The organism is Rhodococcus sp. ARC_M5 (genome assembly GCF_022810405.1).
Lineage (GTDB): Bacteria > Actinomycetota > Actinomycetes > Mycobacteriales > Mycobacteriaceae > Rhodococcoides > Rhodococcoides navarretei.
Genome location: NZ_JALGQE010000002.1, coordinates 191,024 through 216,252 on the forward strand (window position 1 = coordinate 191,024; position 25,229 = coordinate 216,252).

Annotated in this window: 24 protein-coding genes; 12 read left to right on the top strand and 12 right to left on the bottom strand. The window is 65.0% G+C overall.

Annotated elements, in window-relative coordinates; all coding sequences use genetic code 11:
• Positions 1 to 91 precede the first annotated feature (91 nt).
• A complete protein-coding gene (locus tag MTX34_RS04280; RefSeq protein WP_243608575.1) occupies positions 92 to 2,125 on the top strand; it encodes a prolyl oligopeptidase family protein in 2,034 nt (677 codons plus the stop codon).
• A gap of 3 nt (positions 2,126 to 2,128) precedes the next feature.
• Here MTX34_RS04280 and MTX34_RS04285 read toward each other — a convergent pair whose 3' ends face one another.
• The 3 genes from MTX34_RS04285 to ppk2 form a co-directional block, all read right to left on the bottom strand.
• On the bottom strand, positions 2,129 to 3,157 hold the full coding sequence (locus tag MTX34_RS04285) for an alpha/beta hydrolase (protein WP_374230257.1): 1,029 nt from the start codon (positions 3,155 to 3,157) through the stop codon (positions 2,129 to 2,131).
• A gap of 164 nt (positions 3,158 to 3,321) precedes the next feature.
• The gene (locus MTX34_RS04290) at positions 3,322 to 4,155 is read right to left on the bottom strand and encodes an alpha/beta fold hydrolase (RefSeq protein WP_243594458.1); all 834 of its coding nucleotides are present in this window, start codon (positions 4,153 to 4,155) and stop codon (positions 3,322 to 3,324) included.
• 1,078 nt (positions 4,156 to 5,233) lie between these two features.
• A complete protein-coding gene (gene ppk2 / locus MTX34_RS04295) occupies positions 5,234 to 6,178 on the bottom strand; it encodes a polyphosphate kinase 2 (protein ID WP_243608576.1) in 945 nt (314 codons plus the stop codon).
• 313 nt (positions 6,179 to 6,491) lie between these two features.
• Here ppk2 and MTX34_RS04300 point away from each other — a divergent pair, with 313 nt between their 5' ends.
• On the top strand, positions 6,492 to 6,698 hold the full coding sequence (locus MTX34_RS04300) for a PspC domain-containing protein (RefSeq protein WP_243608577.1): 207 nt from the start codon (positions 6,492 to 6,494) through the stop codon (positions 6,696 to 6,698).
• Between the two features lie 74 nt (positions 6,699 to 6,772).
• Here the strand turns inward: MTX34_RS04300 and MTX34_RS04305 are convergent, their stop codons facing one another.
• Both MTX34_RS04305 and MTX34_RS04310 read right to left on the bottom strand, forming a co-directional pair.
• Entirely contained in the window at positions 6,773 to 6,919 is a 147-nt protein-coding gene (locus MTX34_RS04305; protein ID WP_243594461.1) for a hypothetical protein, read from the bottom strand.
• 149 nt (positions 6,920 to 7,068) lie between these two features.
• Complete coding sequence (locus tag MTX34_RS04310) at positions 7,069 to 8,481, bottom strand: glucose-6-phosphate dehydrogenase (NADP(+)) (protein ID WP_243608578.1); 1,413 nt, start codon at positions 8,479 to 8,481, stop codon at positions 7,069 to 7,071.
• A 61-nt stretch (positions 8,482 to 8,542) separates the two neighbouring features.
• Here MTX34_RS04310 and MTX34_RS04315 point away from each other — a divergent pair, with 61 nt between their 5' ends.
• The 3 genes from MTX34_RS04315 (at position 8,543) to MTX34_RS04325 (ending at position 10,827) form a co-directional block, all read left to right on the top strand.
• Positions 8,543 to 9,178 carry a hypothetical protein gene (locus tag MTX34_RS04315; RefSeq protein WP_374638884.1) on the top strand — a complete coding sequence of 212 codons (636 nt, stop codon included), beginning with the start codon at positions 8,543 to 8,545 and terminating at the stop codon, positions 9,176 to 9,178.
• A gap of 75 nt (positions 9,179 to 9,253) precedes the next feature.
• Positions 9,254 to 10,495, top strand: a complete 1,242-nt coding sequence (locus tag MTX34_RS04320) for a globin domain-containing protein (protein ID WP_243594464.1) — start codon at positions 9,254 to 9,256, stop codon at positions 10,493 to 10,495.
• A complete protein-coding gene (locus MTX34_RS04325; RefSeq protein WP_243594465.1) occupies positions 10,492 to 10,827 on the top strand; it encodes a cupin domain-containing protein in 336 nt (111 codons plus the stop codon). The genes MTX34_RS04320 and MTX34_RS04325 overlap by 4 nt, the downstream gene beginning before the upstream one ends.
• Here the strand turns inward: MTX34_RS04325 and MTX34_RS04330 are convergent.
• Positions 10,824 to 11,396 carry an isochorismatase family protein gene (locus MTX34_RS04330; protein WP_243594466.1) on the bottom strand — a complete coding sequence of 191 codons (573 nt, stop codon included), beginning with the start codon at positions 11,394 to 11,396 and terminating at the stop codon, positions 10,824 to 10,826. The two genes, MTX34_RS04325 and MTX34_RS04330, sit on opposite strands and share 4 nt — an antisense overlap.
• A gap of 21 nt (positions 11,397 to 11,417) precedes the next feature.
• Between MTX34_RS04330 and MTX34_RS04335 the strand changes: the two genes are divergently transcribed.
• On the top strand, positions 11,418 to 12,224 hold the full coding sequence (locus MTX34_RS04335) for an MOSC N-terminal beta barrel domain-containing protein (protein ID WP_243594467.1): 807 nt from the start codon (positions 11,418 to 11,420) through the stop codon (positions 12,222 to 12,224).
• Between the two features lie 43 nt (positions 12,225 to 12,267).
• Here MTX34_RS04335 and MTX34_RS04340 read toward each other — a convergent pair whose 3' ends face one another.
• The 3 genes from MTX34_RS04340 to aspA are packed head-to-tail and all read right to left on the bottom strand — an operon-like array spanning position 12,268 to position 16,028.
• Positions 12,268 to 13,152 (bottom strand): asparaginase, encoded by an 885-nt coding sequence (locus tag MTX34_RS04340; RefSeq protein WP_243594468.1) that lies wholly within the window; start codon positions 13,150 to 13,152, stop codon positions 12,268 to 12,270.
• Positions 13,145 to 14,584 carry an amino acid permease gene (locus tag MTX34_RS04345; protein WP_243594469.1) on the bottom strand — a complete coding sequence of 480 codons (1,440 nt, stop codon included), beginning with the start codon at positions 14,582 to 14,584 and terminating at the stop codon, positions 13,145 to 13,147. The genes MTX34_RS04340 and MTX34_RS04345 overlap by 8 nt, the downstream gene beginning before the upstream one ends.
• A gap of 4 nt (positions 14,585 to 14,588) precedes the next feature.
• The gene (gene aspA / locus MTX34_RS04350; RefSeq protein WP_243594470.1) at positions 14,589 to 16,028 is read right to left on the bottom strand and encodes an aspartate ammonia-lyase; all 1,440 of its coding nucleotides are present in this window, start codon (positions 16,026 to 16,028) and stop codon (positions 14,589 to 14,591) included.
• A gap of 99 nt (positions 16,029 to 16,127) precedes the next feature.
• Between aspA and MTX34_RS04355 the strand changes: the two genes are divergently transcribed.
• Together MTX34_RS04355 and argG are read left to right on the top strand one after the other, a co-directional pair.
• A complete protein-coding gene (locus MTX34_RS04355) occupies positions 16,128 to 16,835 on the top strand; it encodes a FadR/GntR family transcriptional regulator (RefSeq protein WP_243594471.1) in 708 nt (235 codons plus the stop codon).
• Positions 16,836 to 16,994: 159 nt separating this feature from the next.
• Positions 16,995 to 18,410, top strand: coding sequence for an argininosuccinate synthase (gene argG, locus MTX34_RS04360; RefSeq protein ID WP_243608580.1), 1,416 nt, complete (start codon positions 16,995 to 16,997; stop codon positions 18,408 to 18,410).
• A 68-nt stretch (positions 18,411 to 18,478) separates the two neighbouring features.
• On the opposite strand, the gene ligD is transcribed toward argG, so the two are convergent.
• Positions 18,479 to 19,432 (bottom strand): non-homologous end-joining DNA ligase, encoded by a 954-nt coding sequence (ligD, locus tag MTX34_RS04365; RefSeq protein ID WP_243608581.1) that lies wholly within the window; start codon positions 19,430 to 19,432, stop codon positions 18,479 to 18,481.
• Between the two features lie 34 nt (positions 19,433 to 19,466).
• Positions 19,467 to 20,927, bottom strand: a complete 1,461-nt coding sequence (locus MTX34_RS04370; RefSeq protein WP_243608582.1) for a helix-turn-helix domain-containing protein — start codon at positions 20,925 to 20,927, stop codon at positions 19,467 to 19,469.
• Positions 20,928 to 21,082: 155 nt separating this feature from the next.
• On the opposite strand from MTX34_RS04370, the gene MTX34_RS04375 reads away from it, so the two are divergent.
• Genes MTX34_RS04375 through MTX34_RS04390 form a run of 4 tightly spaced genes read left to right on the top strand, consistent with a single transcriptional unit; the run spans position 21,083 to position 24,293 of the window.
• Positions 21,083 to 22,126 (top strand): amidohydrolase family protein, encoded by a 1,044-nt coding sequence (locus tag MTX34_RS04375; RefSeq protein WP_243608583.1) that lies wholly within the window; start codon positions 21,083 to 21,085, stop codon positions 22,124 to 22,126.
• A gap of 1 nt (position 22,127) precedes the next feature.
• On the top strand, positions 22,128 to 22,892 hold the full coding sequence (locus tag MTX34_RS04380) for an iron-sulfur cluster assembly protein (RefSeq protein ID WP_243608584.1): 765 nt from the start codon (positions 22,128 to 22,130) through the stop codon (positions 22,890 to 22,892).
• A gap of 5 nt (positions 22,893 to 22,897) precedes the next feature.
• Positions 22,898 to 23,923: an NAD(P)-dependent alcohol dehydrogenase gene (locus MTX34_RS04385; protein ID WP_243608719.1), complete on the top strand. Its 1,026-nt coding sequence runs from the start codon at positions 22,898 to 22,900 to the stop codon at positions 23,921 to 23,923.
• Between the two features lie 46 nt (positions 23,924 to 23,969).
• Entirely contained in the window at positions 23,970 to 24,293 is a 324-nt protein-coding gene (locus MTX34_RS04390) for a putative quinol monooxygenase (RefSeq protein WP_243608585.1), read from the top strand.
• Here MTX34_RS04390 and MTX34_RS04395 read toward each other — a convergent pair.
• Entirely contained in the window at positions 24,290 to 25,192 is a 903-nt protein-coding gene (locus tag MTX34_RS04395; RefSeq protein ID WP_243608586.1) for an alpha/beta fold hydrolase, read from the bottom strand. The two genes, MTX34_RS04390 and MTX34_RS04395, sit on opposite strands and share 4 nt — an antisense overlap.
• Positions 25,193 to 25,229: the final 37 nt, after the last annotated feature.

The window sequence follows — 25,229 nt, forward strand, 5'->3', positions numbered from 1 at the left end:
CCGACGCTGTCTCGACCTGGTCATCGTTACCAGCCGGTAGCCACGCGAGCGCCGACCACCCCGACGGCCCGTGTGCTGCTAGAACTGTGGAATGGCAATCTCGGACGACCCGTATCTCTGGCTCGAAGACGTCACCGGCGACGCTGCGCTCGCGTGGGTGCGCGAGAGAAACGAGGTGACGGTCGAGGCGCTCGGTGGCGCGGCCTTCGATGCCACCGAGGCGAGCATCCGAGAGATTCTCGACACCGACGCCCGCATTCCGTACGCCCGTCGCCGCGGGCAGTTTCTGTACAACTTCTGGCGCGACGCCGAGCACGTCCGAGGCGTGTGGCGTCGAACGACGATGGACGAATACCGGACCGAGAATCCGGCGTGGGACGTGCTGCTCGATCTCGATGCGCTGGGCGCGGCCGAGGACGAGAACTGGGTGTGGGGCGGTGCCCAGGTACTGCGCCCCGATCAGCGACTGGCGCTGATCACCCTCTCTCGCGGCGGGGCCGACGCGACGGTGGTCCGTGAGTTCGACATCGACTCTCGCGCGTTCCGCGCCCCGGAAGACGGCGGCTTCGCATTGCCCGAGGCCAAGACCGACATCGGTTGGATCGATGCCGACACCCTCTTCGTCGGAACCGATTTCGGGGACGGGTCTCTGACCGAGTCGGGCTACCCGCGGATCACCAAGCGGTGGCGGCGCGGCACTCCCCTCGTCGAGGCCGAGACCGTCTTCGAGGGTGAATCACAGGACATCTCGATCTCCGCCTTTCACGATCGCACCCCGGGCTTCGAGCGCGATTTCGTTCAGCGTGCCACCGACTTCTACAACTCCGAGACCTACCTGCTCGATGGATCCGATCTGACGCTGATTCGAACGCCGACCGATGCGTCGACCTCGGTGCACGAGAACTGGTTGCTGGTGCGCACGATGACGCCGTGGACGGTCGGCGAGCAAACCTATCCGGCAGGCGCACTGCTCGCCGCAGATTTCGACGAGTTCATCTCCGGCACAATCGCTCTCACCGTGCTGTTCGCCCCGGATGCGCACACGTCACTGCATCAGTACGCCTGGACCGAGAATCATCTTCTGCTGGTGACGCTGCAGGACGTGCGGACACAGTTGCACGTCCTCACCCCTCGTGCGAAGGAGTGGGACACGACCACCATCGACGGATTGTCGGACCTGGCGTCCACCGAGATCATCGGCACCGACGCCGAGGAGAACGGTGACGAATTCTTCCTCTCGTCCTCCGGCTATCTCACGCCGGCGACACTGCTGGTGGGCACGGTGGGCGGCGAGTTGGAGGTCCTCAAGCAGGCTCCGGCATTCTTCGACGCCGACGGCCTGACGGTGGAGCAGTTCTTCGCACGGTCCGACGACGGTACCGACATCCCTTACTTCGTGGTCCGACGCACCGATTCCGGCCCCGGACCGACCCTGCTCTACGGCTACGGCGGCTTCGAGATCTCGATGACGCCCGGCTACAGCGGTGCGACCGGACGGGCGTGGCTCGAACGAGGGGGCACGTACGTCGTCGCGAACATCCGGGGCGGCGGTGAGTACGGGCCGTCCTGGCACACCCAGGTACTGCGCGCCGGACGCCATCTGGTGCACGAGGATTTCGCCGCTGTCGCGCGCGACCTCGTCACCCGAGGTGTCACCACCACCGAACAGTTGGCCGCGCAGGGCGGAAGCAACGGCGGCCTGTTGATGGGCATCATGGTGACGAAGTACCCGGAACTGTTCGGCGCGTTGGTATGTCAGGTCCCGCTACTGGACATGAAGCGATACCACCTGCTGCTCGCAGGCGCGTCCTGGGTGGCCGAGTACGGCAACCCCGACGACCCGGACGAATGGGAGTTCATCGCGCAGTACTCCCCGTACCAGAATGTGGTCGCCGCATCCGAGCGTCGGTATCCGCCGATTCTGATCGCCACCTCCACCCGCGACGATCGCGTCCACCCCGGACATGCACGAAAGATGGCCGCTCGATTGGCCGAACTCGGTCACGACGTGAGCTACTACGAGAACATCGAAGGCGGGCACGGCGGGGCGTCGGACAATGCGCAGTTGGCGTTCAAGACGGCGTTGACCTACGAATTCCTGTGGCGGCACCTCGCTCGCAGCTGACGGTCAGCCGGCGAGGGCGTCCTCGAACATCGGCCAGGACTCGTGCAGGTCGTCCTGCCAGTAGCCCCACGAGTGGGTGCCGCGCTCACGCAACTCGAAATGGGCCGGAATGTCGAGCCGCTCCAGGGTGGTCTTCAATCGGCGGGTGCAGTCGCCGGTGGCCACCTCGATCGCGCCGCCCACGACCATCTGGTTGAGCAACACGAAACCCGGTCCGTTGGGATTGGTGCCGTCGAGGGTGTCAGACGCCCCGGCCAGTCCACTGCCGTTGGAGATGTACAACGCTGTGCCGCGCAACTTTTCGGCGTTGACCACTGCGTCGTTGCGCATCCAGTCGGGATGGTCGTCGGGCCCCCACATGTTCGTCACGTTCGCGCCGAGGGCCATGGACACGACCGTCTTGACGTACGCCCGTCCCAACTCGTCGGTGGTCGAGGCGCATCCGCTGTAGGAACCGACGGCTCGGTACAGCCCCTGATGGTGAGCGGCCAGGTTCAGGACCGAGGTCGCGGCCATCGAGATACCTGCAATCGCGTTGCGACCGTTGGTGTCCAACAGATCGTCGACGAGCGGTGGCAGTTCGGTCGCGAGGAACGTCTCCCACTTGTTGCGCCCGAGCACCGGATCGTCGTGCTGCCAGTCCGTGTAATACGAGTACGCCCCGCCCACGGGTGTCACCACATTGACGTTCTTGTCGGCGAAGAACGACACGACGTCGGTCTGGGTGTACCAGTCCATGCCGTCGATTCCTCCGCCCGCGCCGTTGAGCAGGTACAGCGTGGGGCTCGGAGCCGTCCGATCAGGTGAACGCAGAATCTTCAGCGGAACTGTTCGGTCCATCGCGGCAGAGTGGACGAATGCTGTCATCGCGGTGTCGTCGGCCACCTCGGTGCGCACCACGTACGACTCCGTCGGACCGGACACCGACTCCGCCGGGGCCGCGGACGCGATCGGGTGAACTACCGCCGCCATCACAGCGACCACCGACACGACAGCCAACCTCCGTACCGCAGCGGACCGGAATGACCCCATACCACCCCCGCGTCGACCCACTGCGCCCCCCAGGCCGTCCATAGTCGTGCTCACTATCGTCGTAGAACAATTGCTGGTTCAAAGACTTTCTACACCAAAACGAACCGAAAGTAGGTAGAAATGACAGATAGCGAGTGAAACGACCAAAAGTTAATTCGCGCGAACTACTTGTGCACCCACTCGGCGACGAGGTCGGCGACCGCCGTGGGGTTTCGGATCCACCCGTTGTGTCCGAGCGGCTCGTCGATGTGCACCGAGGTGACATCGGCACGGGCAAGCTTGCGCACGAGGTTGTCCATCGAGCCACGGGGTGCCAGGTCGTCGCCCTCGATGGTCACCGCCAGCACCGGAAGTGTCAGACGGCCCATCCGTTCCTCGTAATCCATGTCGGCCCCCGCCGGCTCGATCGAACCGGTCCGCGCGAACCGCGACCAATCGTCGATCAGAACCCTCGACTGCCTACCGAAGCCGCCGATGCCGATTCGATCCCCCGGCCAGAATCCCGCGATGCTGCTGGTGATCGCCATCGCCGCTGCGCCCACATAGAGCGGTACGCCACGCGTGGTGCCGAATCCGCGGTGATACGGAGACCCCGACGCCACCAGGATCAACCCGCCGAGCCTGCCCCTGATGCGAGCGGCGTACATCGAGCCGAGTTGGCCGCCCATGCTGTGTCCGAGCAGATACGGCGTCGCCGCCGGGAACTGTTCTCGAACCACCTCGAAGATCGCCGGAAAGTCGACCGACACCAGTTCCTGATACCCGTACCGACTGGCAGAACTCGGCTTCGGCACGCTGTCGCCCTGGCCGCGGAGGTCGCCGATCGCAGCCTGGAAACCGCGCGCGACGAGCGCCTCGGCGAACAGTCGGTAGTAGCCACCGGGAATGCCGAGGCCGGGAAGAACGACGATGACGGGTGCGTCGTCGCGGCCCTCACCGGGGAACAGTGTCACCGGCACCGTCGAACCGTCGGGCATCTGGATGGGAACGGTCTGCATCGGGCAACCCTATGACGGGTGCGACCGTGCCTTTTCCAGGGCTCTACCTCACAGGATGATCGGGTGGAAGCTGCCGGTCGAGAAACTGAACCAGAGCAGTTGACCGTTGATGAACGCGACTACGGACTCGAGCATGCTGCCTCCATGCGATCCCGTCGATGCCGGGCGCATCGGCGATGAGGCTCAGGTCTACCCGATCGCAGGCGGATCATCCATCGGTAGAGGACTTTCAGGTCGAACGAATGACACTTCGAACGACGAAAGCCGGGCCCGACGGTGCGTCGGGCCCGGCTTCAGGTCGTGGGTCAGACCGGCGAACCGGGGATCTCGATGGTGCCCGAGCCGCTGCCTTCCGAGCTACCGAGAGCGAGCAACTGCAACAAGATGGCAAGCAATTCCATGAAAACTCCTTGACGAGAGGGGTATTCGCCGACACCCGTACTCACCGAGGATCGGGAGTGACAGGGTGGGCACCGGCCGATCTACAAAAGAGGAGGAGCGGCTCAGCTCACGGGAGCGTCGGAACTTCCGCCTGCGAAGAGCTGGAGGAGGATGGTCAGGAGGTCACCGAGTTCAGCAGACATACGAAATGCTCCTTGTTCGAGGGGAATTGTGCGCAGATCGAAAGTGACGGTCGTCACTCGATTACCTCTGCAAGGAGATTTCTACCCGGTCGGACAACGTTCTGTACACGCAATCGAGACTAAAAGTCGAAAATCTTGGTGAGCTGTCACAAAACAGTCACGACGTCGTCGGTGTCGCGGCCGCCCCCCGACGGCGACCGCGACACAACACCACTGCTTAAGCGGCGCTACCCGACGTCAGCACGCCGACGATCTGATCGACGATCGCGTCGACGATGCCGTCGTAGACGCCGCTGGCAATGTCGGAAATGAACTGCGCTGCTGAACCCATGGGATCTCCTGATGCTCGGGTGAATTTACGGCCGTAGGTAATACGACCTTCCTCGTTCCTACCGCACGCGCGTCTTCGGCGCAGCACCAGGTACCAACTCGAAACCTCGAAGATGTACCCTCGCAACCGTTCGCAAGAGGTTGCACCGAACTCACGGCGAAAACTACTCGCCGATCACGTCTTTCGCGCGCCCTACGAGCAACGGGTCGGTTTCGCCGACGATTTCGGGATCCTTGTTCGCGTAGTCGAACTTGTTCAGCACGAAGCGCATCGCGTTGATTCGGGCCCGCTTCTTGTCGTTGCTCTTGACGACCGTCCACGGCGCGACATCGGTGTCGGTCGCGCGGAAGTTCTCTTCCTTCGCCGCGGTGTAGGCGTCCCACTTGTCCAGCGACGCCAGGTCCATCGGCGAGAGCTTCCACTGCCGCACCGGGTCCACCTGCCGGATGGCGAAGCGGGTGCGCTGCTCGTGCTGCGACACCGAGAACCAGAACTTGGTCAAGCTGATGCCCTCGTCCACGAGCATCTGCTCGAACAGCGGTGCTTGCCGGACGAACTGGGCGTGCTGCTCGTCGGTGCAGAAGCCCATGACGCGCTCCACACCTGCCCGGTTGTACCAGGACCTGTCGAACATGACTATCTCGCCGGCTGCAGGCAGATGGGCGATGTAGCGCTGGAAATACCATTCCGTCGACTCACGCGCCGACGGCTTCTCGAGGGCGACGACGCTGGCACCGCGGGGGTTCAAGTGCTCCATGAAGCGCTTGATCGTGCCGCCCTTACCGGCAGCATCACGGCCCTCGAAGACGATGACGTGACGTCGACCGGTCTCCTTGGTCCACATCTGCAGCTTCAGGAGTTCGATCTGCAGCAGACGCTTCTCCAGGTCGTACTCCGCACGCGTCATCCGCTCGTCGTACGGGTAGTTCTCGCGCCAGGTGTCGACGACGTGGCCGTCGGGGACAGTCAGCAGTACCGGATCGTCGCCATCGGAGTCGTCGACGGTGAAACCCGACGTGTCGGCAAGATTCACGGCTGTCGTGATGTCGAGCAAGTTGCTCAGGTCGGTGCGCGCAGCCGTGCCGTTGCGGAGATCGTTGTCGGTCATCTGCCGAAAGTTAGTGCTCATCGGTGACCGATCCGTGGCGATTCGGTGAACACCCGATGCCGCCGGCTGCACGACGAGGGTGCCCGGTCCGCAAGGGGGACGGACCGGGCACGTCGCTCGAATGTTCGGGAGCTGTGCGCCACTCGCCGAACACGTCCGACGTTATCGGTCCCCGCAGCGGTAGGTCCAGGCGTCCGTTCGGAAAAGTCGACGATCTTGTTCCAGCGCAGATTTCGGGCTGTCCGTTTGTCGGGGTCGATATGGGTGAAATCCCCGATGCGCCCAAAGACGTTGCTGATGCAGACTTTTCAGCATGACATTCGAGAGCGGTTCCCCCAGAGAATTCACCCGGTCGAGTTCGCAGAAGATGATAGGAGGTGTATGCGGCGGCGTTGCCGAGTATTTCGGATGGGACGTCAACATCGTCCGACTCGCGACCGTTGCCGGCACGGTCCTGACCGGCGGCACCGTGGTGCTGATCTACCTCGCGGCGTTGATGTTGATGCCGCTTCCGTCGTGATCGCGGACTCCCACCGCACACAAAAGGCCTCGCACCCTCGATGAACGAGGAGCGAGGCCTTCCGCGGTACGAATCTAGCTGGAGCCGAAGCTGCCGGTGCTGCCGCCGAGGAGTCCTTCGAGCAACCCGTCGAGCAGGCCGTCGGTGATGATGTCGGTGACACCACCGTCCTCGCCGCCGCCGAGGATGGGAAGGAGTCCGGTGATCAGGTCGAGAAACATAGGAGAAGCCTTTCGGGCAAACGTCGAGGGGGCCTGACTAGGGTGAAATCTCAGGTGTCAGAAAGATAACGGTCTCGGCGCGATCCGGTCCACGATTTCGGACAAAAAGAACTCAACGACTGTTTGATCCCCCGAAACGTGACACCCGATCAGCCCTGTGTCTTCCCGGTGATCAACCACCCGCACGGTGCCGCGAGCTCGTCGGCCTCGGCCGGGCCCATCGAACCGGGTGCATAGTTCTTCACCGCGGGCGGGTCGTTCAAGAGCGGTGCGGCCACGTCCCACACGTGGGCCAGGCCGTCGGGCCGGGTGAACAGCGAACGGTCTCCGCTGAGCACGTCGAGAATCAAGCGCGCGTACGGGCTGAGCGGCTCGGAATCGGGCACCGACTGCAGCGGTAGCGCCAGGTGTCCGACGGAGAGGTCGAAATCCGGACCCGGCTCCTTGACCGTCATGGCGATGTCGATGCTGCCGTCACCGGACAGGTCGAACGAGAGCACCGCACCGTCTTCGGGCAGCGTCGACAGTGGACTGTCGGCGGGCTTGCGGAACACCAGCGAGACGCGCTGCTGGCCGACGCCCAGCATCTTTCCGGTGCGCAACAGGAACGGAACCCCACGCCAGCGGTCGGTATCGACCCACAACTTCGCTGCGACGAACGTGTCGACCGTCGAGTTCTCGTCGACACCCTCGACATCGCGGTACCCGTCGTACTGACCGAGCACCACCTCGTCGGTGTCCAGCGGCCGGAACTGTCCGATCACCGTCTCGCGCGCCGATTGCAGATCCTCGGCCTTCAGCGATGCGGGCGGCTCCATCGCAACCTCGGCCGCCACCTGGAACAGGTGGGTGACGAGCATGTCCAGCACGGCACCGGTCTCGTCGTAGAACTCGGCACGGTCGTCGATGTCGAGCGTCTCGGGCACGTCGATCTGCACCTGGGCCACGTGCTCGGAATTCCAGATCCCGCTGATCATGCCGTTCGCGAAGCGCAGCACGTGCAGGTTCTGCGTCGCCTCCTTGCCCAGGAAATGATCGATGCGATAGACCTGCTCTTCGTCGACCACCTCGTGCACGGCTTTGTCGAGTTCCTCGAAGTTGCTCTGCGAGGTGCCGAAGGGCTTCTCGTAGACCACGCGGGAACCCTCGGCAAGATCGTGTGCGCCCAGGGCCTTCGTGTAGTCGACGAAGGTGCTCGGCGGAAGCGCGATGTAGTGCACCAGCTGGGCGTCGTCGCCGATGTCCTTCTTCACCTCGGCGACTACCTCGGGCAGCTTGCCTGGATCGTCGACGGTGAAGCCGTTGCCCGCAAAGCGGATTCGCTCCGAAAACGTCGACCAATCGGCCTCGGCCACGTTCTCGGCGAACTCGTCGAGCACGCTGCGGACGTGGTCTCGGAACTCGTCGTCGGAAGTGTCCTTACGACCGTTGCCGATCAGGACCCATTTTTCGGGGAGCAGGCCTTCGAGGTGAAGTTGGTAGAACGACGGCAGGACCATTCGCTTGGCGAGGTCTCCGGTTGCGCCGAACAGGACGAATACAGTGGGTTGCGAGGACGCCATGACCTCCACTATGCACCGCCCAGTTTGGGAGCGCACAGTGCCGACGAGGTGAGGGTGCATGATGAACAGATCACGGTTTCACGGTGAGATCTACGGGGTAGGCACAACGTCCGGAGTGCGGATCGTCGTCGGACATTGGACGCGGTCGCCACTGGGAGAATTCACCGATGTCATGATCCAGTTCGCCGACGGGCGGCGTCTACTGATCGCCCCCAACGAGGACGTACGCGAATTCGTCACCGCCACATACACGTTCGACTCCACCGAGCTGGTCCCGGTGACCTTCGCCGCGCAGCCGGACAACCTGGGTCGTTCCGCAGGCTCCACTCCTGCCGGATGGCGTTCGGTGCAGGCCGGTGATCTGACGGTGAGAATTCGTGTTGCCGGACCCACCCTGCTGGGCCGCCTGTTGAGTCTCGTCCCCGACGCGGTGTCGACGGCTCCGTGGTTCTGCTCGATCAGCGACCCCATCGCCCGAGTCGTGCTGCGCGGAGTCCGCACCCGCGGCAGTGCGGGCAACGACCGACGCGAGTACTACGGTGCCAGGCACCAACATCGCGTCACCGATGTCTCGGCATCCTGGCAGGGCGAGGACCTCGGCTCGCTCACGCCGGTCACTCCCCCGGTGACGTTCGGCTTCGGCAGCACCCCGGCGGCACCGTCGGTCACGTCCATCACCACGACGATCGACAGCTGACCGAAGGACGAAGGTCCCCCGAGGTGGGGACGTAAAGGGCTGCTGGCCCGGCACCACAGCGGCGAGGGTGGTGGCGTGACCCTGACTGCACCACCCCGCCCCTCGTCCGCCGTCCACCCCGCTCTGTCTGCCGCCGCCGAGGCCGTCGTCCGCGCCACTGCCGGCGTGGTGGCGGAACACTCCGAAACGATCAGTGCCCGCTTCTACGAGTCGATGCTCGGCGAACGCCCCGAGCTGTGGCGTCTGTTCAATCGCGCGAATCAGGAAACCGGCGAGCAGAGTCGGGCCTTGGCCGCATCGGTGGTCGGCTACGCCGTGCAACTGATCGACCCGGACGCACCGTCGTTCGAGCCGGTGTTGCGCCGCATCGCGGGCAAGCACATCACGCTCGGCATCACCCCGGAGCAGTACACCCTCGTCGGCCGACACCTGCTCGGTGCCGTGGCCGACATCCTCGGCGCTGCCGTCACTCCCGCCGTCGCCGCCGCGTGGGACGAGGTCTATTGGCTGTTCGCCACGCAGCTCATCGCCACCGAAGCGCGACTCTACGCAGCGGCAGACATCGACCCGCACAATCCGCTGCGCCCGTACCGCGTCGTGCGGCGCACGCAGGAAAGCCCCGGCACGGTCTCGCTCGTCCTCGAACCCGCGGACGGCGCTCCCCTTCCCTCGCTCGAGGCCGGCCAGTACGTCACGGTGTTCGTCGACCTCGCCGACGGCACTCGGCAGCCGCGTCAGTACAGCGTCTCGTCCATCGCATCCGACACCCGCCTCCAGATCACGGTGGCGCAGGTACGCAACGGTCCGCCCGGGCAGGTCTCGACACACCTTCAGGAGGCTGTCGCCGTTGGTGACATTCTCGAAGTGAGCAGTCCTGCAGGTGATTTCGGAGTGCCCATCGGCGACGGACCGCTGCTGATCGCCACGGCCGGTGCCGGAATCACCACCGTGCTGCCGCTCGTCGAGCATCTCGCCCGAACTCAGCCCGCCCGAAAGCTGATACTGGCCCACGCGGACCGTAGCCGCGCCGACCACGCATTGCGAGAGGCGATCGCCACTGCGGCCGAAGCACTCGACTACGTCGTCGATCACGCCTGGTACGAGACCGTCGACGCGGACGATTCGACGTCGTTCACCGGATTGATGGATTTCGATCGGCTCGCCTTCACCGCGGACACCCACGTGCTCAGCTGCGGACCGTTGCCGTTCCTGCGCGCCGTCCGCCTCGCGGCCCTCCAGCGTGGCGTGCCTTCGGAACGCATCTCCTACGAGGTGTTCGGTCCGGACCTATGGTCTCCCGTCACGGTGACCGGGTGAAGAAGATCTCGCTCGACGCCCTCGCGCGCGAGCAGATGGCCAAGGCCACCTCGGCGTCGTCGCGTCGGGCGGCGTCGGCGGTGTACGGAGGCCACGAGCATGCTCTGCGGCAGACCCTCATCGCGCTCGCTGCCGGTGCCGAACTGTCCGAGCACAGCAATCCAGGCGAGGCCACCGTGCACGTCCTGTCCGGCCGGGTCGAGCTGGTCGCAGGCACCGATGTGTGGAGCGGGATGACCGGCGATCTGCTGGTGGTTCCCGATGCACCGCACTCGCTGCGGGCCACCACCGACGCGGCTGTTCTGCTGACGACGGTGGTCGCGTCGGCCTAGACCACCGAAGCGCCGGATGCCCGCAGCTCGTCGAGGGCCGCGGCGGAGGTCTCGGGCGCAACTCCCGCGACCAGGTCGGTGAGTACTCGGACGTCGAGCTTCTCGGCCACCGCGTCTTTCGCCGAAGCCAGCACGCAATAGTCGGTCGCAAGTCCGACGACGTCGATGTCGGTGACCTCGTTGGCGGTGAGTATCGCGGCGAGGGGTGTCCCGTCCTCGGTGACGCCCTCGAACGCCGAGTACGACGGCTTGCCCTGCCCCTTGTAGACGTGCACGTCCACGGAGCCGGTCGCGTAATCGGGGTGATACTCGGCACCGACCGTGCCCGCGACGCAATGCACCGGCCACGTGGTGACGAAATCCGGGGCTTCGTCGGTGGCGAAGTGCCCGCCGTTGTCGCCCTCGGCGTCGTGCCAATCCCGCGAGGACACCACCAGGTCGTACTCGTCGCCGTGGCGCGCGAGGTACGCACTGATCCTGCGCGCGACGTCTGCGCCGCCGGTCACCGCCAGCGCGCCGCCCTCGGTGAAATCGTTCTGCACATCCACTACCAACAGAGCACGAGTCATGGATCCCAGTATCCTCGACGGGTGCGCGTGTCGTCTCTGGTGACCTACCCCGTCAAGGGATGTGCCGGCTCGACGCTGCATTCGGCTCACGTGAGCGCTACCGGCCTCGAGCACGATCGGGCATTCATGATCGTCGACTCCGACGGCGCATTCCGCAGTCAACGTAGCGACCCCGTGCTCGCGGTCGTCCGGTGCTCGGTGGCGGACGGGTCGTTGACTCTCACCCACGAGTCGACCGGTTCGGTGACCGTGCCCGTCGACCGCGACTCCGCGGCGCGCGACATCACCATGTTCCGCGCGCCGATGCGCGGAATCGATCAGGGCGACGAGGTCGCCACCTTGCTCACCGAGGTGATCGGAGAACCGTCGAGGCTGGTCGCCGCACCACGCGACCACGGCCGAATCACCGATGGAATCTCGCCCGGGTCAGCACAATTCGCCGACAGCGCCGCCGTACACATCCTCTCGACCGCCACGTTGGCCGGCCTCAATTCCAGACTCGACGTTGCCTTGCCGATGGATCGCTTCCGGCCCAACATCGTCGTCGACGGTTGGGACGAGCCACATCGCGAGGACGAGCTGCGGGACGTGACCATCGGCGGGATGCGATTGGTGTACACCAAACTCGCCATCCGCTGCGCGGTCACCACCGTGGACCAGACCACCGGCGTCCGCACCGGCCCCGAACCGCTGCGCACTCTCGGCGACTACCGCCGCGGTCGGCAGAAGGGCGTCGCATTCGGATCGAAATTCTCGGTGCTGCAGAACGGCACGGTGACCGTCGGCGACGAACTACGCGTCGAGAGTTGGGGCGAGTCGGAGTTGTAGTGCGCTGAGTGTCCACTATTTGCCTCCGCAGACGGTTTTCCGCTTACGAGAAGAAATTGTGGACAACCATCGCGGTCGTTTCCGATGCAATCAGCGCCGCCAACTGGATTCGCGCCTGCCCCGCCCGCAGTTCGCGGGAGAACACCGCGCCCGCATCGACCAGATCGTGCCCACCTCCGCCGCCGCCGTAGCTCGGCGAGGTCTCACCGAACGGCACCCGCGTCGTGACGACCGCGTGCACCCCAGCAGCCACTGCCTCTCTCACCGCGCGGACGACACGGGCGTTGGTGTTGCCCGAGCCCGTCGCCTCGAGCACGATGCCCGACGCCCCGGCGTCGACGCAGGCATCTATCTGGACGCCGTCGGCACCGGGATACAGCGCGACGATGTCCACGCGGACCCCGGCAATGGGCTTCCACCGCAACGGTTTCGGTCGCGGCATCGCGGCGGATCGGAACGCGTCGAGCTCGGTGGTGTGCTTCTTGATCGCCCCCCGAGCCGGCAGCAACCGCCCGCCGAAGGCGATCAGCACACCGCGCTCGGACCGCGCTGCCGCCACTGCCGCGGCGATATTGCTCGGGCCGTCCGGATCGGGATGGTCGGCGGTGCGCTGCGCCCCGGTGAACACCACCGGACGCTCGTCACCGTGGAACAGATCGACGTAGAGCGCCGACTCCTCCATGGTGTCCGTCCCGTGCAGCACGACCACTCCGATGCAGCCGTCGTTGGCCAGTGCGTCGACCACCGCCGTACGGATGGTGTCGAGATCCGCGAAGTCCAACGCCGAGCTGTCCTTCGACATCACCTCGCGCACCTCGACACCGTCGACGTCGATCCCGAGACCGGCCACCGGCCGAGAGACACCGTGCTCGTCGCGCCTACTGGCAATCGTGCCGCCGGTGGTCAACAACGCGACATGGTCACTCATCGGCGGCCGCCACCTCCCGAATTCTGTTGCGACACAAGTACCAACCGCCGATCAGCATCGGTGCGATGAGCAGGATCGACGCCACCGTCCAGGTACCCACCGGTTTGTCGAAGGCCATCAAAACGAGTACACACGCCAAGAAGCCTAGCGTTGCGTACCCGGTGTACGGGGCGCCGAACAGCTTGAACGCAGGTCGGGTGACCGCGCCGGTCTTGGACAGCGACCAGAACTTGAGCTGACACGCGACTATCACGGCCCACGCGCTGATGATGCCGAGCGCGGCGAGGTTGAGCACGATCTCGAAGGCCTGACTCGGGACCACTGCGTTGAGCACGACGCCGAGCAACGTCACCACCGACGTCAGCGCGATGCCGCCGTACGGCACCCCCGACTTGTTCATCCGGGCCGCGAATTTCGGTGCCGAGCCGGCGACCGCCATCGAGTGCAGAATGCGCCCGGTGGAGTACAGCCCGGCGTTGAGCGAGGACAGCGCTGCCGTGAGGACGACGAGGTTCATGATCGCGTCGGCCCCCTCGACGTCGATGGCACCGAAGAACGTTACGAACGGACTCTCGCCTGCCTGATAACTGGTGTACGGCAACAGCAACGAGAGCAGCAGCACCGATCCGACGTAGAACACGACGATGCGAACGATGACGGTGTTGATCGCCTTGGGGATCACCTTCTCGGGGTTCTGCGTCTCCCCGGCAGCGGTGCCGACCAGCTCGATCGAGGCGTACGCGAACACCACACCCTGGATCACCACGATCGCAGGCAACAGCCCGTTGGGGATCAGTCCCCCGTTGTCGGTCAGCACGCTCAGCCCCGGCTCCTGCCCGTCGATAGGCGTTCCGAAGATGACGAAGTAGGTACCGATCACCAGAAAGGTCACCAGCGCAACAACTTTGATGAGCGCGAACCAGAACTCGAGCTCGCCGAACACCTTGACCGACACCAGGTTCAACCCGAGAACGAGCACCAAGCCCGCTAGCGCGAACACCCACTGGTCGACGTTGCCCAGCGGGGCCCAGTACTTCTTGAAAAAGTTCATGTACAGAGCCACAGCCGTGACGTCCACGACAGCCGTCATCGCCCAGTTCATCCAATACAGCCAACCGGCCGCGAAAGCGACTTTCTCCCCGAAGAATTCGCGTGAGTACGAGACGAACGATCCCGAGGTCGGCCGGTGCATCACCAGTTCGCCCAGTGCGCGCAGGATCAGGAAGGCGAAGAATCCACACAGCGCGTACACCAGTACCAGCGCCGGGCCGGCGTCGCGCAGTCGCCCGCCCGCACCCATGAACAGCCCGGTGCCGATGGCACCGCCGATGGCGATCATCTGAATCTGGCGAGGAGCCAGCTCTTTTCGATAGCCGGGGTCCTCTTCGGTGAAGGCCTTACGGGTATCGACACTCCGATTCTCGGTGCTCATCGCATTACCTCGTCGACGTCTCGGGAGCATCTGCATGCTCGACGGGGGCCACACGCAGGTTCGCGAGGTGCTCGGGACTCAGGAGTCGATCCAACTCGTCCCGGGCCAGCAGCCCCTTCTCGAGGACGAGGTCGACCACATTTCGGCCACTGACCAACGCTTCCTGCGCAATGGCCGTCGATTCCACGTATCCGAGATACGGACTCAGCGCGGTGATCAGGCCGATGGAGTTCTCGACGCGCTCACGCAATAGGTCCACATTGGCGGTGATGCCGTCCACGCAACGATGCGCGACGGTACGGCACGCGGCACTCAGATGCGCCATGCCGTCGGACAGGGATTTGACGATGATCGGCTCGAATGCGTTGAGCTGCAACTGCCCCGCCTCGGCCGCCATCGTGATCGTGACGTCGTGGCCGATCACCTCGTACGCAACCTGATTGAGTACCTCGGGAATGACGGGGTTGACCTTGCCGGGCATGATCGACGAACCCGCTTGCATCGGCGGCAGATTGATCTCGTTGAAGCCTGCCCGCGGACCGGACGACAGCAGCCGGAGGTCGTTGCAGATCTTCGACAGTTTCACCGCGACGCGCTTGAGTACACCGGACAGGTGCACGAACTGTCCCACATCCTGGGTTGCCTCGATCAGATCCGTTGCGGTCACCAGCGGCAGACCGGTGATGGTGCGCAGGTGCGCGACGGCCGATTCGGTGTATCCGGCGGGTGCGTTCAGACCGGTCCCGATCGCGGTGGCTCCGAGGTTGATCTCGTGCACCAGCAGCGCCGCTTCCTCGAGACGCGAGCAGTCCTCGTCGATCATGATGGCGTAGGTGCCGAACTCCTGGCCCAGGGTCATCGGCACCGCGTCCTGTAGCTGCGTGCGACCCATCTTGACGACTGTGGCGAACTCACTTGCTTTGCGACCGAACGAATCTCGCAACACCTTCATCGAGGCGATGAGCTCGTGGACCGCGAAGATGGTCGCGATGTTCACCGACGTCGGATACACGTCGTTGGTGGACTGCGACGCGTTCACGTGCTCGTTGGGATGCAGCATGCTGTAGTCGCCGCGCGGGTGCCCGAGGATTTCCAGAGCACGGTTCGCGATGACCTCGTTGGCGTTCATGTTGGTCGAGGTGCCAGCGCCGCCCTGAATGACGTCGACGACGAACTCCTCGTGCCACTGGCCGTCGAGAATTTCCTGGCACGCCGTGCGGATCGCTTCCCCGCGGGTGGCGTCGAGGATTCCGAGATCCTGATTGGCCGACGCAGCTGCCCACTTGACGGCCGCGAGTCCGCGAACGAGGTGCGCGTTGGTGGAGATCGGACGCCCGGTGATGGGGAAGTTCTCGAGAGCGCGCAGGGTGTGGATCCCCCAATACACACTCGACGGGATGTCACGTTCCCCGAGAAGATCCTTCTCGATGCGGGTATCGACCACGGTGCGCTCCTAGGTGGGGGTGTCCAGCTGTCCGGCTGTCTGACAGGTAGAGTGTGGCGCAGAACACCTCGTCGGTCAACCCCACGCTAGGATCACCCTATGAACCTGTCGGACAGCTGGGCAGTCAGTGCGCCCACGAATGCCCGGATGAGCGCAGCCGAGGCCGTGTTCGCGGACCTTCGCGCGGCTATCGCGTCGGGCGATCTCCCCGTCGGGCAGAAGTTGCCGTCCGAGGCCGCGCTGGCCACCCGGCACAGCGTCAGCCGGTCGGTCATCCGCGAGGCGCTGCGCTCCTGCCACGCCCTCGGACTGACCGAAACCAAAACGGGGCTGGGTACTTTTGTCGTCCGCGATCGGGTCGGGAGCGACCTCGACATCGGCAACTACGCCGCCCGTGAATTGATGGAGGCCCGCCCGCACGTGGAGATCCCCGCGGCCGGTTGGGCTGCGGAGCGCCGGACCGAAGAGGAGCTGACGGTGCTCGCCGGCCTGGCCGACGAGATGCGCTCGGAGGACGACCACGAGGCCTGGGTACTGCTGGACGCGCAGTTCCACACCGCCATCGCGCGCGCGAGCAAGAACCGCGTGTTCGAGTCGATCATCGTCGACATCCGCGACGCGTTGACGCGGCAATCGGAGACCCTCAACCTCGTCGCGCACCGGCAGGAGCAATCCAACGTCGAGCACGACGCGATCGTCGACGGCATCCGATCCGGCGAGTACGACGCGGCAGCGCGCGCCATGACCGCGCACCTCGATGCCGTCCGCTATGCCGTGGAGTCGCTCGCCGATCGGCCGGATCAGTAGTACTACTAGGCCGGGAGTGGAGCCTGCGGAACGACCCCTACTAGGCCGGGAGTGGAGCCTGCGGAACGACCCCTACTAGGCCGGGAGTGGAGCCTGCGGAACGACCCCTACTAGGCTGGGAGTGGAGCCTGCGGAGCGACCCCCGATAGGCTGCTCCCCGTGACGAAGGTATTGAACTCCCTCCCGGTCGGTGAACGAATCGGCATTGCATTCTCCGGCGGTCTCGACACCTCGGTGGCCGTGGCATGGATGCGCGAGCACGGCGCGATTCCGTACGCCTACACCGCAGACATCGGCCAGTACGACGAGCCGGATCTGTCCGATGTGCCCGAGCGCGGCCTGGCCTACGGAGCCGAGCAGGCGCGGCTCATCGACTGCCGCGAACCTCTCGTCGAGGAGGGCTTGGCTGCACTGACCTGCGGTGCGTTCCACATCCGCTCGTCGCTGCAGACGTACTTCAACACCACTCCGCTCGGTCGTGCGGTGACCGGCACGATGCTGGTGCGCGCCATGCAGGAAGACGGCGTCTCGATCTGGGGCGACGGTTCGACCTACAAGGGCAACGACATCGAGCGGTTCTACCGCTACGGTCTGCTCGCCAATCCGGAGCTGCGGATCTACAAGCCGTGGTTGGACGAGGCGTTCGTCGCCGAGCTCGGCGGCCGCCACGAGATGTCGCAGTGGCTCACCCAACGCACCCTCCCCTACCGTGACTCGGCCGAGAAGGCGTACTCCACCGACGCCAACATCTGGGGTGCCACGCACGAGGCCAAGAGCCTCGAATACCTCGACACGTCCCTCGAGATCGTCAACCCCATCATGGGCGTCCGCTTCTGGGACCCCGAGGTGGAGATCGCCGCCGAGGAAGTCACCGTCGAGTTCGAGCGCGGCCGCCCGGTCCGCATCAACGGCAAGACCTTCGACAGCGCCGTCGACCTCGTCATGGAGGCCAACTCCATCGGCGGACGCCACGGCCTCGGCATGAGCGACCAGATCGAGAACCGCATCATCGAAGCCAAGAGCCGCGGCATCTACGAGGCCCCGGGCATGGCGCTGCTGCACATCACCTACGAGCGGCTCGTCAACGCCGTCCACAACGAGGACACTGTCGCGTCGTACCACAACGAAGGCCGTCGACTCGGACGCCTGCTGTACGAGGGACGCTGGTTCGACCCGCAGGCACTGATGCTGCGCGAGGGCCTGCAGCGCTGGGTCGGCAACGTCGTCAGCGGCAGCGTGACACTGCGTCTGCGCCGCGGCCAGGACTTCACGATCGTCGACACCCAGGGCAGCAACTTCAGCTACCACCCCGAGAAGCTGTCGATGGAACGCAGCCAGGGCCAGGCGTTCTTCCCCGGCGACCGCATCGGACAGTTGACGATGCGCAATCTCGACATCGCCGATTCACGCAGCAAACTCGAGCAGTACGCCGCCCAGAATCAGCTCACGGCCTGGGGCGACCTGATCGGCGAACTGCCCGCAGGCGGAGCCGACGCCATCGCCGCGAGCAGCCCCGGCAGTTCGGTGGATTCCTCGGCACTCGACCACGCCGCCATCGAGTCCGGCACCGACTGATCGTTTTGAGCCGAACTCGAAGTTATGGACGGATTTCCGCCGATTTCCGTCCACAACTTCGAGTTCGGCTACTCCTCGGGTTCCGTCAAACCCTCATGCTCGTCGCGCTCCGCCCACTCGAGTAGCTCGTCGATCGCGAACACTGCATCGTCGATGCCGGCGTGGAGATCGCCCAACTCGGCGAATCTGGCCGGCACCGTGAACATCGTGAACTCGCGCGGATCCACGGTCGCCACCTCGTCCCACGAGATCGGCGTCGACACCGTCGCCTGCTGATTTCCCCGCACCGAATACGCGCTGGCGATCGTGTGATCACGGGCATTCTGGTTGTAGTCCACGAACAGTTTCGACGGATCGCGGTCCTTGCGCCACCACGTGGTGGTCACGTCCTCCGGTGCGCGACGCTCCACTTCGCGCGCGAAAGCCAGTGCAGCCCTTCGCAAGTCCTTGAATCCGTGGGCCGGGTCGATCCGAACGTAGATGTGCAGACCATGACCGCCCGATGTCTTGGGCCAGCCGACGGCACCGAGATCTCCCAGGACTTCCTGCACCACCCCGGCGACGCGTCGTACTCGGTCGAAGGGGCAGTCGGGCATCGGGTCGAGGTCGATGCGCCACTCGTCGGGCATCTCGACGTCGGCGCGGCGGCTGTTCCACGGATGAAACTCGACGGTCGACATCTGCACCGCCCAGGCCACGTGCGCCAGTTCCGTCACGCACAGCTCGTCCGCGGTGCGGTTGTAGCGGGGAAACGTCACCTGCACGGTCTCGAGCCACGGCGGCGCGCCGTTGGGCACGCGCTTCTGGTGCACCTTGTCACCGGCGAGGCCCTTCGGAAAGCGGTGCATCATGCACGGACGTTCCCGCAGTGCGCGCACGATTCCGTCGCCGACGCTCAGGTAGTAGTTCACCAGATCCAGCTTGGTGGCTCCGCTTTCGGGGAAGTAGACCCGGTCGGGGTTGGAGATGCGGACGCTGCGCTCGCCCACCGGTATCTCGATCGATGGTGAGCTACTGGCCATGAGATCGAGGGTATGCGATCAAGAACGTCGCTGTTCAGGAACGAAGCGTGATGCCGTATCGATCTCTCTTGCGGTAGATCGTCGCTCGGCTCATGCCGAGTTCCTCGGCCGCCTCGTTCATGGTGATGCCGGGGCGGGAGAGCACGCGGATCATCTCGTCTCGCTCGAAGGTCTCGATGCGGGTGAGCCGATGACTGGTGCGCGAGAGCACCTCGGGCGGCAGATGGTGGACTCCGATGACGTCGGCGCGGACGGCCGCCTTGTGCATCACCGTGGCCAACTCGCCGACGTTGCCCGGCCACGGATGTTCCCGCAGCGCTCGCTCGGCAGCAGCGGTGAGCGTGACCTGTCGGCCGCGCACCCGCCCGGCCAGATGCAGGGCGAGCGGGGCGATGTCGTCGGGCCTGTTTCGTAGCGGTGGTACCTCGACCACGGTGCGCAGCAGTCCCGCGAGTGCCGGCGGAACGTCGTCGTAGTTCGACGCCGTGACGGTGACGGGTACCCCGTGGCCGGCGCGACGGATCAGTTCGGCGAGGGCATCGGCCGCACGGGCGGGAAGCCTGTCGACATCCCGGATGATCACTGCCGTATCGGGTTTCGGCAGCTCGGGTGTCCAGAGGTCGAGCCACGCCTCGACGTCCCAGGCGGCCGGTGCTCCGGCACTGAGGATGCGGCCGCGCGGGCGTGCTGCGCGCAGTGCGCGAGCGAGCACGGTGGCCCGGCCCGATCCTGGCTCACCGACCATGAGAACCGAACCATGTTCGGCCAGAGCAGCTTCCGCAGACCCGAGTGCGCTACGCCAACCTGGGGAAAGATCGTCGAGGATGCCCGATCCCGGCCCACTGTGCGCGGTCTCGACCCGGAACACCTCACCGCGCGGGGCCGGCCGCGGATGCTGACCCTGCGATCGCGCAAGCATCATCGCCGAGGTGTTCCCCGCAGCCGACTGTGCAAGGGCCAGAAGCAGATCCGACGACGACTCCGACCAGGTGGTCAGATTGACGCAGCCCTCCACTCGGCCGGTGAGGGGATCGAGGACCGGGGCCGCCGCGCACGTGTACCCGGCGAGCGAGAGCGAATAGTGTTCGTCCGCCCTCACCACCGCGGGCACCTGATCCGCCAGCGCCAGCGCGAGGCCGTTGGTACCGGCCTGGTCCTCCGCATACGAGAAGCCGGGTGCCAGATGCACGCGGTCGAGCGCAGCCAGCAGTTCGCGATCGGCGCTGACGCGGTCCAACACGAGACCATCGGCATCGGTGAGCATCATCGACACCGGTTCGTTCGCCAACGTGTCACGCAACCCGTTCAGTACCTCGCGGCCGCATCGGTAGAACAGGGACTCGTCGTCGTGGGTTCCCGAGAACACCGGAGCAACCTCGTCGAGCGACACCCCGTACCGCTGGCTACGGTGCCACGACGCGAGGAGTCGATGCGAGACGGCAGCGAGGGGCTCCGAATGGAGTCGGGCCCGCGAGAGACCCCCGGTATCTGCCATGTGATCCAGGTTACATTCGCGAGTCGCCATCATTGCCGGTGCAGCGTCTCGAATTGAGACGCCGAAGCCGACACGGCGGCTCCGTGCGGACCTACCGTCGTTCCCACAACGACGTGACGCACGTCACGTATGGCACCACTCGGGAGGCACACCGCATGTACACCAAGAACGGCGAGAATTTCTTCATCGTCGACGCCCACGTCGCTCTGTGGGATGCGCGGGAGCAGAACCAGCGCAACATCCACGGCAAGCAGTTCATCGACTGCTTCTACGACTACCACCGCAACCTTTCGCCCGAGAGCGAGCTGTGGACGTACGACGAGTACCTCTACCAGGGCGGCGAGCGGTTGATGCACGACCTGTTCGAGATCGGATACGTCGATCACGCCATTTTCCAGCCCGCCCACCTCGGCGAGTTCTACAAGACCGGCTTCGGCCAGACCGAGGAGGCCTCTGCACTCGCGGCAGCTCACCCGGACAAGCTGACCTACAACCACCACTTCGACCCGCGCAACGGCGAACGCGGCCTCGACCAACTGCGCGCGGACGCGGAGCGCTTCGGGCTGAAGGGCGTCAAGCTGTACACCGCCGAGTGGCACGGCGATTCCCGCGGCTACAAGCTCGACGACGACTGGACGCGGCGCTACCTCGAGGTGTGCCGCGAAGTCGGCATCAAGAACATCCACGTGCACAAGGGGCCCACCATCCGTCCGCTCGATCGCGATGCGTTCGACGTTGCGGACGTCGACCATGTGGCCACCGACTTCACCGATCTGAACTTCGTCGTCGAACACTGCGGCTTGCCTCGACTCGAGGACTTCTGCTGGATCGCCACCCAGGAGCCCAACGTGTATGCCGGCCTCGCCGTTGCCATTCCGTTCATGCACACGCGCCCGAAGTACTTCGGTCAGATCATGGGTGAACTGCTGTACTGGCTCGGCGAGGACCGCATCTTCTTCTCTTCCGACTACGCGCTGTGGACACCCAAGTGGCTGGTCGAAGGGTTCGTCGACTTCCAGATCCACGAGTCCCTCGACGAATACGCACCCATCACGCTCGAGCAGAAGAAGAAGGTGCTCGGACTCAACGCCGCCAAGCTGTACGACATCCCGGTGCCGACAGAACTGCAGCTGCCCGACGCCGACGAGACCGAGACCGGACCGCGTCAGCCCGAACGCGCCGACCTCGCGGCGGTCTGAGATGACGACCGCTACCACTATCAGGAAGGACGAGGCGTACGCCGCCCTCGGCGTCGTCCTGGATCCCGAATTGGACGAGCCCATCACCGATCTCGGCTTCGTACGATCCCTCGAGGTCGACGACGGCACAGTGCACGTTCATCTGCGGTTGCCCACGTCGTTCTGCTCGCCGAACTTCGCGTATCTGATGGCAGGGGACTCCAAGGACGTGCTGACGGCGTTGCCGTGGACCGAGCGGGTACTGGTCGAACTCGACGATCACCACGACTCGGACAAAATCAATGCCGGCCTCGCCGCCGACGCGGGATACCGGGGCACTTTCGGGCACGAGGCCGAGGAGGACCTCGAGGAATTACGCGCGACGTTCCGCCGCAAGGCGTATGTGGCGGCGATGGAACGGTCGCTCATGGCATGGTTGCGCGCCAATCCCGACTCGAAGGAGAACGACTTGGCCGCAGTGGTTCTCGGAGATCTGCCCGACGACCGCACGTCCGACGCCCTGCTTCGCCGCCGTGAGGCACTCGGGCTGAGGGTCGACCCGGCCGCTCCGGCTCTGGTCGATCACACCGGCCGCCCGCACACCGGAGATCTGACGATGGTGATGCGGCGAGCCCGCGCCACCCGCGTCTCGATCGACGGCAACGCCCACTTCTGCCGCGGATTGCTGCAGACCCGCTACCCGGGCTCGGAGGAGCAGCAAGTCCCCCGCGAGGAAGGTGCGTTCATTCCCCTCGCCACATTTACTACACAGGAGCATGTTTCATGAGTTCGATGCGCGCCGTCCAGGTCGTCGGTTATCACAAGAAGCTGGAGATGACCGAGGTTCCCATTCCGGAGGTACAGGGCCCACTCGACGTCATCGTCAAGATCGGCGGCGCAGGCGTGTGCCGTACCGATTTGCACATCCTCGAAGGCCAGTGGGCCGAAAAGTCAGGCGTCACATTGCCTTACACCATCGGACACGAGAACGCGGGCTGGGTGCACGCCGTCGGATCGGCCGTCACCAACGTGCGCGAGGGCGATAAAGTGATCCTGCATCCACTCGTGACGTGTGGATTGTGCCGAGCCTGCCGGTCCGGTGACGACGTGCACTGCGAGACGAGCGATTTCCCCGGCATCGACACGAACGGCGGATACGCAGACTATCTGCGGACCAACGCGAGGACAGTCGTGAAGATCGACGACTCACTCGAACCATCCGCGGTGGCCGCACTGGCCGACGCCGGTTTGACGGCGTATCACGCTGCAGCCAAAGCGGCCCGACGCCTGACGCCGAGAGACAAGTGCGTCGTCATCGGAGCAGGCGGCCTCGGCCACATCGGTATCCAGGTGCTCGAGGCACTGTCGCCCGCGGAGCTCATCGTCATCGACCGCAACGCCGACGCCGTGAAGCTTGCCCTCACCCTGGGCGCCGATCACGCGGTGGTCGCCGACGGCAGTCAGGTCGATCAGGTCATGGAACTCACCGGCGGATTCGGTGCCGAGGTGGTACTCGACTTCGTCGGCGAGAACGGTTCCACCGCAGAAGGATTGGCGATGACCCGACGGGCCGGCGATTATCACGTCATCGGATACGGCGAGAATGTCGACGTGCCGACCATCGACCTGGTGTCGGCGGAGAAGAACATCGTCGGCAATCTCGTCGGGTCCTACAACGACCTGTGCGATCTGATGTCGCTCGCTGCCCGCGGTGCCGTGAACCTGCATACGCAGACCTACGCACTGGACGACTTTCAGAGCGCTATCGACGACCTCGACAACGGACGGGTGCGCGGCCGCGCGATTCTCGTACCGTGAAATCGGGTAGTACCCACCAGCACCATTCCAACTACGAGGAGCAACGTTGATCTTCATCACCGCAAAGTTCAAGGTGAAGCCCGAGCACGCCGACAACTGGCCCGAGATCTCGCGCGATTTCACCGAAGCATGCCAGGCCGAAGAAGGATGCCTCTGGTACTTCTGGTCGCGCACCCTGGACGACCCCACCGAATACGTCCTGGTGGAGGCGTTCGAGGATCCCGATGCCGGTGCCGCACATGTGAATTCGGATCACTTCAAGCAGGCCCAGAAGGATCTCCCGCCGTACCTGGTGGAGACGCCGAAGATCATCAGCCAGGAAGTCGACGGCACCGACTGGAACGAACTGGGTGAGCTCGCGGTCGACTAGTCCCTTTCGCGATCCCGGACCACCTGGCCCAGCGTCACGATCGCGTCGGCGAATTGCCCCGGCAACTCCTGAGGCGGGTTGTGGCCGCAATCGACCTGACGAACGTCGATCAGAGCGGTGAAGTGCGCCGCGTGGTCCGGGCGGCCGTACAGCGAGGCGACGGTGTCCTCGGTCGGATCGATCACGACCGTGGGCACCGTGATCCTCGGCTGCTGTGTCAGCAACTCCTGCGTTGCTGCATAGGCCGGATCCCCGGTCTCGAGACCGTATCGGTGCCGGTAGGAATGCACGGACACGTCCACGAAGTCGGGGTTGTCGAACGAGGGTGCGGTGGCCGCGAACTCGGAGTCACCGAACCGCCAGGTGGGCGACCAGTCCGTCCACAGCGTCTGCGCGATCTCTGCGCGATAAGCCGCCAGCCCGGCCCGGCCTCGCTCGGAGTGCAGGTAGTACTGGTACCAGTACCGCTTCTCGAGGTGCGGCGGCACCGGCGTGGACACAGCGGCAGCGATGTCCTGGACCAGATATCCGGACACGCTCACCAGGCCCGACACCAGCTCCGGCCACAGCGCGGCGACGACGCACGCTGCTCGCCCACCCCAGTCGTAGCCGGCGATGATGGGCTCGTTCAGGTCCAGCGCGATGATCAGCTCGCGGAGGTCGTGGCCGATCGCGGCCTGCTCACCGGAGCGCATCGTGTCGGCGTCGACGAAGCGGGTCGGTCCGAAGCCGCGCAGGTACGGCACCACCACGTCGTAACCGGATTCGGCGAGCAGCCTGGCGACGTCATCGTAGGACCTGGTGTCGTAAGGAAACCCGTGCAGCAGCACCACCGAGCGGCCGGACGGATCACCGAAGCGGTCGAACACCACATCCAGCACCCCTGCGCGAATCATCATGAGTCAATGCTCGCATTGTGATGCCGGACCGCGCCGA

Bases quoted from the DNA above. Each gene is read 5' to 3' on its own strand.
- MTX34_RS04340 (WP_243594468.1), bottom strand. From the start codon at position 13,152: ATGAGTGACCATGTCGCGTTGTTGACCACCGGCGGCACGATTGCCAGT.
- MTX34_RS04355 (WP_243594471.1), top strand. From the start codon at position 16,128: ATGAACCTGTCGGACAGCTGGGCAGTCAGTGCGCCCACGAATGCCCGG.
- ligD (WP_243608581.1), bottom strand. From the start codon at position 19,432: ATGGCCAGTAGCTCACCATCGATCGAGATACCGGTGGGCGAGCGCAGC.
- MTX34_RS04330 (WP_243594466.1), bottom strand. From the start codon at position 11,396: ATGACTCGTGCTCTGTTGGTAGTGGATGTGCAGAACGATTTCACCGAG.
- MTX34_RS04285 (WP_374230257.1), bottom strand. From the start codon at position 3,157: ATGGGGTCATTCCGGTCCGCTGCGGTACGGAGGTTGGCTGTCGTGTCG.
- MTX34_RS04385 (WP_243608719.1), top strand. From the start codon at position 22,898: ATGCGCGCCGTCCAGGTCGTCGGTTATCACAAGAAGCTGGAGATGACC.
- ppk2 (WP_243608576.1), bottom strand. From the start codon at position 6,178: ATGACCGACAACGATCTCCGCAACGGCACGGCTGCGCGCACCGACCTG.
- MTX34_RS04395 (WP_243608586.1), bottom strand. From the start codon at position 25,192: ATGATGATTCGCGCAGGGGTGCTGGATGTGGTGTTCGACCGCTTCGGT.
- MTX34_RS04345 (WP_243594469.1), bottom strand. From the start codon at position 14,584: ATGAGCACCGAGAATCGGAGTGTCGATACCCGTAAGGCCTTCACCGAA.
- MTX34_RS04305 (WP_243594461.1), bottom strand. From the start codon at position 6,919: ATGTTTCTCGACCTGATCACCGGACTCCTTCCCATCCTCGGCGGCGGC.
- MTX34_RS04280 (WP_243608575.1), top strand. From the start codon at position 92: ATGGCAATCTCGGACGACCCGTATCTCTGGCTCGAAGACGTCACCGGC.
- MTX34_RS04290 (WP_243594458.1), bottom strand. From the start codon at position 4,155: ATGCAGACCGTTCCCATCCAGATGCCCGACGGTTCGACGGTGCCGGTG.
- MTX34_RS04315 (WP_374638884.1), top strand. From the start codon at position 8,543: ATGAACAGATCACGGTTTCACGGTGAGATCTACGGGGTAGGCACAACG.
- MTX34_RS04375 (WP_243608583.1), top strand. From the start codon at position 21,083: ATGTACACCAAGAACGGCGAGAATTTCTTCATCGTCGACGCCCACGTC.
- MTX34_RS04310 (WP_243608578.1), bottom strand. From the start codon at position 8,481: ATGGCGTCCTCGCAACCCACTGTATTCGTCCTGTTCGGCGCAACCGGA.
- MTX34_RS04300 (WP_243608577.1), top strand. From the start codon at position 6,492: ATGACATTCGAGAGCGGTTCCCCCAGAGAATTCACCCGGTCGAGTTCG.
- MTX34_RS04370 (WP_243608582.1), bottom strand. From the start codon at position 20,927: ATGGCAGATACCGGGGGTCTCTCGCGGGCCCGACTCCATTCGGAGCCC.
- MTX34_RS04380 (WP_243608584.1), top strand. From the start codon at position 22,128: ATGACGACCGCTACCACTATCAGGAAGGACGAGGCGTACGCCGCCCTC.